The 9,899-nt window shown below is 74.4% G+C and carries 8 protein-coding genes and 1 riboswitch; of the genes, 2 read left to right on the top strand and 6 right to left on the bottom strand.

What is annotated here, in order from left to right:
* Both AB0D08_RS30315 and AB0D08_RS30310 read right to left on the bottom strand, forming a co-directional pair.
* A partial coding sequence (locus AB0D08_RS30315) for an aminopeptidase P N-terminal domain-containing protein (protein ID WP_359893384.1) occupies positions 1 to 371 on the bottom strand: 371 nt, incomplete at its 3' end.
* 151 nt (positions 372 to 522) lie between these two features.
* Entirely contained in the window at positions 523 to 1,953 is a 1,431-nt protein-coding gene (locus tag AB0D08_RS30310) for a PP2C family protein-serine/threonine phosphatase (protein WP_082526973.1), read from the bottom strand.
* Between the two features lie 501 nt (positions 1,954 to 2,454).
* Between AB0D08_RS30310 and AB0D08_RS30305 the strand changes: the two genes are divergently transcribed.
* Positions 2,455 to 3,171 carry a bifunctional DNA primase/polymerase gene (locus AB0D08_RS30305; RefSeq protein ID WP_082526972.1) on the top strand — a complete coding sequence of 239 codons (717 nt, stop codon included), beginning with the start codon at positions 2,455 to 2,457 and terminating at the stop codon, positions 3,169 to 3,171.
* A gap of 242 nt (positions 3,172 to 3,413) precedes the next feature.
* On the opposite strand, the gene AB0D08_RS30300 is transcribed toward AB0D08_RS30305, so the two are convergent.
* The 4 genes from AB0D08_RS30300 to AB0D08_RS30285 form a co-directional block, all read right to left on the bottom strand.
* Positions 3,414 to 4,400 carry a DUF5926 family protein gene (locus tag AB0D08_RS30300; RefSeq protein ID WP_359893382.1) on the bottom strand — a complete coding sequence of 329 codons (987 nt, stop codon included), beginning with the start codon at positions 4,398 to 4,400 and terminating at the stop codon, positions 3,414 to 3,416.
* 183 nt (positions 4,401 to 4,583) lie between these two features.
* On the bottom strand, positions 4,584 to 5,063 hold the full coding sequence (locus AB0D08_RS30295) for a hypothetical protein (RefSeq protein ID WP_063794474.1): 480 nt from the start codon (positions 5,061 to 5,063) through the stop codon (positions 4,584 to 4,586).
* Between the two features lie 394 nt (positions 5,064 to 5,457).
* A complete protein-coding gene (locus AB0D08_RS30290) occupies positions 5,458 to 6,315 on the bottom strand; it encodes a glycerophosphodiester phosphodiesterase (RefSeq protein WP_359893380.1) in 858 nt (285 codons plus the stop codon).
* Positions 6,316 to 6,464: 149 nt separating this feature from the next.
* The gene (locus AB0D08_RS30285) at positions 6,465 to 7,826 is read right to left on the bottom strand and encodes a cytosine permease (protein ID WP_033823704.1); all 1,362 of its coding nucleotides are present in this window, start codon (positions 7,824 to 7,826) and stop codon (positions 6,465 to 6,467) included.
* Positions 7,817 to 7,968, bottom strand: a riboswitch (TPP riboswitch). It overlaps the preceding gene by 10 nt.
* A gap of 252 nt (positions 7,969 to 8,220) precedes the next feature.
* Between AB0D08_RS30285 and AB0D08_RS30280 the strand changes: the two genes are divergently transcribed.
* A complete protein-coding gene (locus AB0D08_RS30280) occupies positions 8,221 to 9,888 on the top strand; it encodes a trypsin-like peptidase domain-containing protein (RefSeq protein WP_033823703.1) in 1,668 nt (555 codons plus the stop codon).
* Positions 9,889 to 9,899: the final 11 nt, after the last annotated feature.

Raw genomic sequence — 9,899 nt, 5'->3', positions numbered from 1 at the left:
TGGCCGTCGCCGGCCGGGTCGCCGACCAGCACGGCGTCCTCGGTGCGGTCGCCGGTGAGGTGGACGTACTCGCTGGCCGCCCGGAACGCGTACTCGGTGTCGTTGGCCCGCACCCGCAGGTGGCCGGCCGGGACGACCAGGCGCTCACCGGGGAAGGCGGCCGACAGCGCGGCGCGGCGGGCGGCCGCGTACCGGGCCTGGGCGACCGGCTCCAGGCCGCGCAGCTCGGTGTCGGCCCAGCCGGTCTTCATCGAGGCGGCGAGTTCGTCGGAGACCTCCGAGTAGAGCCCGTTCTTGCGGCCCTTGATCTCCTCCTCGGCGGTCTGGCCCTCCGGGTTGTCGGCCACCGCCGGGGTACGGTCCTCGGTCACGTACGTCGCCTCCTTGCGCGCGTGGTGCCGCCCCGGGCACCCCGGATCGCGGGGTGGTGGGCGGCCTTGGCTCCCATGGTACGGATGCCGGACCGATCACCCGTTCGGGAGGCGCAGGACGGCCGGAAGCCGCCCCCGGAGCCGGCCGCGGTCACTCGAAGCGGACCGCCAGCAGCACCAGGTCGTCGGTGGCGTCCTCGTCCGGGCCGTCACCGACCAGGGCCGACAGCAGGTGGGCGCAGAGCAGGTCCGGGTCGTGCCGCACGTCCCGGGGCGCGTCCGCGGCGGCCCGGCGCAGCGCGGCCTGCCCCGCGTGCAGGGTCGGACCGCAGCGCCGGGCCAGCCCCTCGGTGCAAAGCACCAGGACGTCCCCGCGTTCGGCGGTGAACTCCACCCCGGGCGCCTCCCAGCAACTGAGCATGCCGAGCGGCGCGGACAGCGAGGTCTCCACGAAGTCCGCGCCGTACCGGGTGACCAGCACCGGGGGGCAGTGCCCGGCGCCGGCCAGGCTGACCCGGCGCTCGACGGGGTCGACGCAGGCGTAGACGGCGGTGGCGGAGCGGGCCGGCTCGGTGGTCTTCAGCAGCAGTTCCAGGTCGCCGAGGACGGACACCGGGTCCTCGCCCTCCAGCACGGCGTACGCGCGCAGCGCCGCCCGGACCCGGCCCATCGCGGCGGCCGCGCCCGCCGCCGCCCCGGTGCCCGGGCCGTCCACCGACACACTGCCGACGGTGAGCCCGAGCGAGCCGTCCGGCAGCGCGATGGCGTCGTACCAGTCGCTCCCGCAGGAGTGCTCCAGCGTGGCCGGGTGGCAGCGGACCGCGAGCCGCACCCCGGGCACGGCCGGCAGGTGGTCGGGCAGCAGGCTGCGGCGCAGCGCCCGGGTGGCGCGCAGGGCCCGGTCGGTCTCCAGCTGGCGGGCCAGCAGCGGCGCGGCGAACTCGCAGTAGCGCTCGACCAGGTGGCGGCGCCGCTCGTCCGGGCAGGCGGGCTCGTCGTAGAACCAGACCGCCGCGGCGAGCGGGCCGTCCTGCTCGGTGGCCAGGGTCAGCGCGTAGCAGGCGCCGAGGCCGAGGGTGGCGGCGACCTCGCGGAACCTGGTGCCCACACCCGGGTCCTCGGCCAGGTCGCAGATCAGCAGCCGGCCGGTGTCGGAGGGGCGGCTGAGCAGTCCGGCGAACGGGCCGTGCTCGGCGGGGACGGTCTCCAGCGCACCGATCCCGGCCCGGTCCAGGCCCAGCCCGACCGGGCGGCCGGCCCCCCGGCCGACGGTGGTGACCAGCCCGCGTGGCGCCCCGAGCAGGGCCGCGCCGGAGGCGAGCACGGCGTCCAGGGCGGCGGTCAGCCCGCGGGCCTGCGCCAGCAGTTCGGTGTGCTCGTGCAGGCTGGTGAAATCGGACAGCCATCCGGCCAAACGGTCCTGCAGGCCGGCGGCGCCCTCGTCGGCGAAGACGGGCAGCAGCCGGTCCGGCGCCGTCCCGGGGCCGGCCGGCGCGGGGAACCCGGCGCCGGTGCCCGCCAGGGGCGAGCCGCTCGCGGTGGACTCGGTCGGCACCAGGTGGAGCGGCCGGGCATCGGTCATGTCGGAACTCCCCGCAAAGTGGTACGTGTCACGCAGGACCCCCGGCAACGCCCAGAACGACAGCTATCTCACTACTCGGCAACAATCCACCACTTGTACACAGGCCGATCGGGGCATGTCCAGAACTCCTGCGGGGCCCGCACCGCCGCCTTCCGGCCGCGGTCCGCCCGCCGCGGACCGCCGCCCGGACCGGGCCGGCGGTGCCCCCTCGGGCCGGCGGCCGCTCCGACGGCCCGTCAGGCGGCGGTCCGGATCGTATGCTCCGCACCCTCGGGCACCGGCCGGGCCGGGTTCGGCTCACTCGTACGGTGGAACCGCTCGGCGCGGGGAGGCGTCCATCCGGACGTATGAGGGATTCTCGTTCCAGCGGGCCGGTCGCACCGGCCCCGCCCCTCACCCAACCCAACCCTGGGTCACCTCGGCCGGGCCGTGCGGCAACCGCCGGCCGTCGCGCCGATCGACGGTCCCGAGCACCGTGGTCGCGGAAAGGAACGAGTGCCCATGCGTCGGACACGTCGACTGGAGCAGTGGCGGCGGGCCGGGTCGTGGCGGCCCACGGCCCGGTTGGAGCCCGGCTTCTGGCGGGACACCGCGTTCTGGCGGCCGGGCGGCCGCCGCCGGGTGCTGGCGGCCGCGCTCGCCGCGGCCGAACTCGGCTGGCCGGTGGTCCCGGGGGCCAGACCGGTGCGCGGCGCGGCCGGTCCGTGCGCCTGCGGGGACGTCTGCTGCCCGGTGCCCGGCGCCCACCCGCACGAGCCGGCCCTGCTCGCGGCCACCACCGATCCGCGGATGGTGCGCTGGTGGTGGGAGCGGCGCGCGCCCGGAGCGCCGGTCCTGGTGGCCACCGGGCGTACGGTCTGCGCGGTGAGCGTGCCCGCGTCGGCCGGTCCCCGGCTGCTCGCCTGGTTCGACCGGATCGGGGTCCCGCTCGGTCCGGTGCTCGCCACCCCGTCCCGGTACCTGCTGCTGGTCGCCCCGTACACCCTCGACGAGTTGGGCGGGCTGCTGGCGGAACGCGCCTGGGTGCCGGGCTCGTTGCGCTACCACGGGCCGGGCGGCTACCTGCTGCTGCCGCCGTCCCGCACCGGCGCCGGGCCGGTGCACTGGGTGCGTCCGCCGCGGGCCGGCGCCACCCGGCTCCCGCAAGTCGCGGCGATGCTCGGAGGATTGATCGCGGTCGCCACCACCGCGCCGGACGGCAGCCGGCTGCCGTTCTGAACGGGACCGTTCCTGCGGTGCGATGACGTACTGTCCGGAAAAACGAAAGGCCCGGCCGCTGGCGACGGGGGATGCACCAGCGACCGGACTGTTTAAAACAGTAACAAAGATCCGCGTGCGCGCCAATTTGTCCACGCGGACCGGGTCTTGGAAACTTCCGCGACCTGGTCCGATGTGCCTGAATTGTGACAGCCGTCACCGGCGGCGGCGATCCCCGGCCGCCGGTGCGCGCACTCCTGGCGTCAGTTCAGGGTGATCTGACGGTTCACCAGGTTGGCCCGGGAGCGGCGCTCCTCGGCGGTCAGCGGAGCGGTCTCGCGCAGCGCGGCGGCGAGCTTCTCGGCGAAGTCCGCGGCGGGCTTCTCGCAGTCGGCCGCGGTCATCTCCAGCGGCAGGTCCCAGACCGGCACGGTCAGCCCGTGCGCGCGGAACGAGCCGACCAGGCGGGTGTCCTCGCCCAGCGAGGACTCGCCCGCGGTGGACAGCCGGGCCAGCGCGTCCAGCAGCTGCTCCTCCGGCACCGTCATGACCCAGCGCAGGTGGTTCTTGTCCGGGGTGCCGCACCAGTACGCGGAGGCCACCGAGGTGAGCTTCTCGGTCGGGATCGCGGAGGCGTTGGCCCGCTCCAGCGAGGCCGCCACCTCACCCTCGGCCGCCTCGGAGTCCTCCAGCCAGAACTCGAAACCGCTGTGCACCACCGGGACGAACGGCGCCCCGGTGTCGAGCAGTTCCTGCAGCCGGCGGCCGCCCGGCACGGTCCGGCGGGACGGCACCGGGCTGCCCGGCGCGGTGGTCAGCGCCAGCTCCAGCGCGTCCGCGAGGTCCCGGCTCAGGTCGCCGGAGGAGGACTGGGTCTGCAGGCCCAGCAGGATCGAACCGTCCGGACGGCGCAGGGCCGGCCAGGCCAGCGGCAGCACGGTCGCCAGCGTCACCGACGGCACCTCGCCCTCGGCCTGCTCGGCCACCCCGGCGGCCAGCGTCAGCGGCACCGTCGCCGCGGGCACCAGCTCGCGCAGCGCCACCCAGTCCGCCTCGCCCGGCAGCCCCTCGAACGGGCGGTGCACCAGCTCCTGCACGGCGTGCGCGGCCTCCCGGCCGTGACAGGCCTTGTAACGGCGGCCCGAACCGCACGGGCACATCTCCCGGGCGCCGACGACCGGCACCTCGCCCGCGGTCACGGTGGTGGACTGGCTGCGCTGCGGCGACTTCTTGGCGGCCTTCTTGGCCATGGTGCGGCTCTCCCGGTGACGGCGACTCTTGCTCCGGGCAGCCTACTGAGAATTCCGGCGCATCCCCGCGTACCGCAGGCGGGTGACCCGTCCGGGTGGCCCGGGTCCGTGCGCCCGGGTACGGGGCCCGGACACTGCCGGGCCCCGCCGCGCGCCGATCCGACGAGATCCGCCGGACCGGCCCTACGCACTGCGGGCCTGCGGCCCGGTGCCGCCCGGCAGGACGGCCGCACCCGGTACGGGGCGGCGGCCGTCGGCCGGCAGCTCCGCCCAGACCGTCACCCGGCCGGGCGCGTGCCGGACGCCCCAGTCACTGGCCAGCTCGCCGACGATGTTCAGCCCGCGGCCGCCGCGGGCGGTCACCGAGGGCCGGGCCGGCAGCGGGCGGGTGACCGCGCCGCCGTCGGTGACCTCCAGGGTCAGCAGGCCGTCCGCGTGGGTCCGCCAGCGGACCAGCACCGCGCCGGGCTCCGGGTCGGTGTCGCCCTCGCCGGCCGGTTCCTGTCCGCCCGTACCGCGCCTGACGGCGGATCCGACCGCCACCAGCCGGTCCGCGAGCGCCTCCGCGTCCTCGTCGAGGCCGGGGGGGAGCACCAGCGGCCGGGCGTACCGGCAGGAATTGCTGAGCAGTTCGGAGAGGATCAGGACGGCGTCGTCAATCACCGATTCCGGTATCTCCAGATCGCCCAGATCCCGTCGCAACCGCCGCCGCGCCACGCCCACGCTCGCCGGACCGTGCGGCACCGCCAGGGTCGATGAAGCCGGACCGGCCTTCTCAGGCACAGAACGCGCCACCATCAACGCCACCCCCGGACCTCCTTCAGGCTTCTGCCGAGGGATGGATGCCCCCTGGGAATGCGTCGGAAACGAGCGTTCACCGATCCCTGACGGCCATTTCCGGCATCGCAACGCACGGTGCCCAAAAGATGATTAGATGCTCACGGTCTGTTGTGAAACAGGGTGGAAATACCCCGGTCCCGCACTTTGCGCCCCCTTCCGCGCCCCTTCACCCCCGCGCGCCCTAATGCCGCGGGAACCGTCGGGACCGAAGCGGCCGTCAGCGGCCCAACTGCTCCAGCACCTGGCGCGGACGGTTGGTGATCAGCGCCTCCACCCCGAGCCGCAGGCACAGTTCGACGTCGGCCGGCTCGTCCACCGTCCACACGTGCACCCGGTGCCCGGCCCGCCGCAGCGCCGGCACCAGCCCGGGATTGCGCCGCACCAGGTCGATGCCCGGGCCGGCGATCCGCGCCCCGCCCGGCAGCACCCCGGTCCGGCCCAGCAGCGGCAGCCGCCGCTCCAGCAGGTACACCGTCGGCACCGCGGGCGCGGCCCGGCGGACCCGGTGCAGCGCCAGCTCCGAGAAGCTCATGATCCGAACGCTCGGCCCGGCCGGGGCGGCCCCTTCCGCCTCCTCGGCCCGCCCGCCGTCGGCCGGTCCGGCGGGAAGCAGCCCGAACCGGTCCAGCGTCCGCAGCAGTTCGGCCTCCACCCGTCCCGCGTACCGGGTCGGGTGCTTGGTCTCGATCGCCAGCTCGATCGGCCGGCCGGCGTCGACCGCCAGCTCCAGCAGCTGCGCCAGGGTCAGCACCGAACTCGGCGTCGGCGACCCCGGCGACTTCCACGAGCCGAAGTCCAGCTCGCCCAGCTGAGCCAGCGTCATCGCCGACACCACGCCCCGGCCGTCCGAGGTCCGCCGCACCGTCCGGTCGTGCACGCAGACCAGCTCGCCGTCGGCGGTCAGCCGGACGTCGCACTCCAGGCCGTCCGCGCCCTCCTCGATCGCCAGCCGGTAGGCCTCGATCGTGTGCTCGGGCAGTGCGGCGGAGGAGCCGCGGTGGGCGATGACCTTGACCGCGCTGCGGTCGGAGGAGCCGGAGGAGGCGGCGGAGGAGCCGAGGTGCTGGGTGTCCACGACGGTCACCCTACGCGGGCCGAAAAGTCGGGAAGCCGCCGCCACGGGGAACGTGCGGTGAACAGCTCCCCGTGGCGGCGGCTCGCGGACTTCTCGGCCCGGCCGCCGGTCCGCCCGCGCTCGGGCCGCCCGGCTCGGGCCGTCCTGGCTCAGGCCGTCCGGCGCACCAGCGTGGTCGCCCAGGTGGCGAGCGCCGCCGCCAGGAAGCCGAACAGCGAGGCCGAGGTCCACGCCTGCGGGGTGAAGCCAACCGCGGACTGCAGGTCGGTCCAGAAGGCGGTCCACCGGCCGGCGTTCTGGGTCGGCGCCAGGAACTGGTAGACGGCGAAGCCCAGCACCCACGGCACCAGCATCACCAGCCGGGAGGGCGCGTCCTGGTCCAGGTTCCAGCCGTCGCGCCCGGCCCCCAGGAAGTAGTCGACCGCCAGCACCGCGAACAGCGGCACGAACACCGAGCCGATCAGACCGAGGAAGGCGTAGTACGAGTCGGTGAACTCGGTGATCTGCAGCGCCAGCACCGTCACCAGCACGCCGATCCCGCCGGTCAGCAGCCGGCGGTCGATCCGCGGCAGCAGGTTCTGCACCGACATCGCGGTCGAGTAGACGTTGGCGAACGACTGGTCGGTCTCCCGCACCACCAGCACCAGCAGGAACAGCCAGCCCGCCGTCACCCCGGTGAACGACTCGAAGATCCGGCTCGGGTCGCCCTCGGCCTGCAGCAGCGCGACCAGGCCCAGCACGTAGCACCACACCTGCGCCACCGAGTACCCGGAGAAGGTGCCCCAGAACGAGGCCGACGCGGTGCGCGAGTGCCGGGTGTAGTCGGCGGCCAGCGGAACGAACGAGATCGACACCGCGATGATGTAGTCCGTCGCGGTCAGGAAACCGGTCCAGTTGCCCGCCCCCGGGTCGGGGAAGCCCTGCCGGCCGAGCTGCACCGTCAGGTACACCATCGCCACCCCCACCGCGACGGCCACGTACTTGCGCAGCACCGCGATCGCGCCCAGCGGCCAGATCGTCAGCACCGTGGTGAGCGCACCGGCGAGCAGCACGAACAGCCAGCGCCAGCCCTGGGTGCCCGCCACCGCCTGGGCCCCGCCCGCGATGGTGATCAGCTCGAACACGCCCCAGCCGAGGCACTGCACGATGTTCAGCGCCGTCGGCAGGTACGACAGCCTGGTCCCGAACAGCCCGCGCAGCACCGCCATCGCGGGCGCGCCGGTCCGGGCACCGATCAGCGCGGCCACGCCCAGCATCGCGGTACCGATCACCGTGCCGGCCACGATCGCCGTCACCGACGCCGCGAACGACAGCTCGCTGCCGGCCGTCCCCAGCACCGTCGCGGCGCTGGAGAAGCCGATCAGGCTCACCCCGAGGTTGGCCCAGAGCGCGAACTGCGCCCGGAAGTCCAGCGTCCGCGGCGGCGCGGTGTCGAGGACCAGGGGGGCCTCGACGCGCTCCGCGACGGCGGTCGCGGAGTCGGAGGCAGGGGAAGGCGAAACAGCCGTCATGGCCGATACTCCCTACGCCGGCATTACCCGGACAGGTTCCGGCGGTCAGCGCTCCCTCGACCCGCCCCGCCGTGATACCCATGGCGTACGGTCGAACAGCGCACTCTCAGCCTGGTGGGTCCAAGCTCCCGCGTCGTTTCAGTTTGGAGCGCCAGGCTAACGGGCGCCGCCTCGAACGCCAAGGCCAGGGGGGACACTGTCCGCATCACGGAAGTTCCGAATCGCGGAAGTTCCGACGGCCGGGCACCCGTGGCAGCCACCGCGGCCCAGGGCCGTACCGCGGGCCGTCAGGACCACCTAAGCATTCTCATGACTTCTTCAGGGGGCTCCTTACGGCAACTGAATCAGCTATGCGAAAAACTATGGCCAAGTCCGTCAGCTATGGAGGTCGTCCGTGAGCACCGAACACGAGGGTGGGTCCACCGGGCCGCAGGAGGGTCAGTCCTCCGGCGTTCCAGAGGCGGGTGCTCCGACCACCGACCACACGTCGGCCGCCGCGCCGCAGCCGGTCGTCGAATCCGCTCCCACGCTCGCGCTGTCCAAGCAGGCCGACCCGCAGGAGCCCGCCGCCCCTGCCGCCCCCGGCTATCTCGACGCGCCGCCGCCGGTGATCCCCGCGGCCCCGGCCGCCCCGGCGTCCGGCTACCTCGACGCCCCGCCGCCGGCCGTCCCGCACAACCCGTACGCGCCGCCGCTGCCCGGCGCCGCGGAGCACCGCCCGGCCGAGCAGCAGCCGGTCACCCCCGAGCAGGCCGCGTTCGGCCAGGGCGCGCCCGGCCAGGGCAACCCGCCGGCCGGCGAGCCCGGCCACCACCCGTTCGGCGCCGGGCACCCGCTCGGCGGCTGGGGCACCCCGCCCGGCGGCACCGGCGGCCCGGGCGTGCCCGGCTACCCGTCCGAGTGGGGTGGCGGCAGTACGCCGCCCGGCCCCCGCAGGAAGCGCGGCTCGCTGATCGCCCTGGTCGCCGCGGCCGCCCTGGTGGCGGGCCTGGCCGGCGGCGCGATCGGTGCCTCGCTGACCGACGGCGGTGGCAACGGCAGCAGCGGGTCCAGCAGCCACACCAGCACCACCGTGACGGTCGGCGACAACAAGAAGGCCCTCGACCGGGCCCCCGACTCGGTGGCCGGCATCGCCGCCGCGGCCCTGCCCAGCACCGTCACCATCAAGGCGCAGGGCTCCAGCGAGTCCGGCACCGGCACCGGTTTCGTCTTCGACACCGAGGGCCACATCCTCACCAACAACCACGTGGTCGCCCCCGCGGCGAGCGGCGGCAAGCTGACGGTGAAGTTCTCCGACGGCTCCTCCTACCCGGCGTCCGTGGTCGGCCGCGCCCAGGGCTACGACGTGGCCGTGGTCAAGCTCGACAACCCGCCGAAGGACAAGCTCGTCCCGCTGCCGATCGGCGACTCCGACAAGACCGCGATCGGCGACGCCACCATCGCGATCGGCGCCCCGTACGGGCTCGAAGGCACCGTCACCACCGGCATCATCAGCGCCAAGGACCGTCCGGTCGCCTCCGGCGACGACATGGGCTCCCAGTCCTCGTACATGAACGCCCTGCAGACCGACGCCTCGATCAACCCGGGCAACTCCGGCGGCCCGCTGCTCAACGCCTCCGGCCAGGTCATCGGCATCAACTCGGCGATCCAGTCCAACACCGGCGGCTCCACCGGCCGGGCCGGCTCGATCGGCCTCGGCTTCGCGATCCCGATCAACCAGGCCAAGTGGGTCGCCGAGACCCTGATCAAGGACGGCACGCCGGTCTACGCGATCCTCGGTGTGCTGCGCAACGACGACTACAAGGGCGACGGCGCGCAGATCCCCAGCGCCGACGTCCGCGGCACCCCGGCCGTCACCCCCGGCGGCCCCGCCGACCAGGCCGGCCTCAAGCCGGGCGACGTGATCACCAAGCTCGGCGGCATCGCCATCGACAGCGGCCCCACCCTGGTCAGCGAGATCTGGACGCACAAGCCGGGCGAGAAGGTCGAGGTCGAGTACACCCGCGACGGCAAGACCGCCAAGACCACCATCACCCTCGGCGAGCGCAAGGGCGACAACTGACCCGGCACCGG

It is taken from the genome of Kitasatospora sp. NPDC048540 (genome assembly GCF_040651175.1).
Classification (GTDB): Bacteria; Actinomycetota; Actinomycetes; order Streptomycetales; family Streptomycetaceae; genus Kitasatospora.
This window is presented reverse-complemented; position numbering and strand designations above follow the sequence as displayed.

What these genes read in the sequence shown, in the direction of transcription:
- AB0D08_RS30310 (WP_082526973.1), bottom strand. Translation starts at nt 1,953, where the DNA reads ATGACCGATGCCCGGCCGCTCCACCTGGTGCCGACCGAGTCCACCGCG.
- AB0D08_RS30305 (WP_082526972.1), top strand. Translation starts at nt 2,455, where the DNA reads ATGCGTCGGACACGTCGACTGGAGCAGTGGCGGCGGGCCGGGTCGTGG.
- AB0D08_RS30300 (WP_359893382.1), bottom strand. Translation starts at nt 4,400, where the DNA reads ATGGCCAAGAAGGCCGCCAAGAAGTCGCCGCAGCGCAGCCAGTCCACC.
- AB0D08_RS30285 (WP_033823704.1), bottom strand. Translation starts at nt 7,826, where the DNA reads ATGACGGCTGTTTCGCCTTCCCCTGCCTCCGACTCCGCGACCGCCGTC.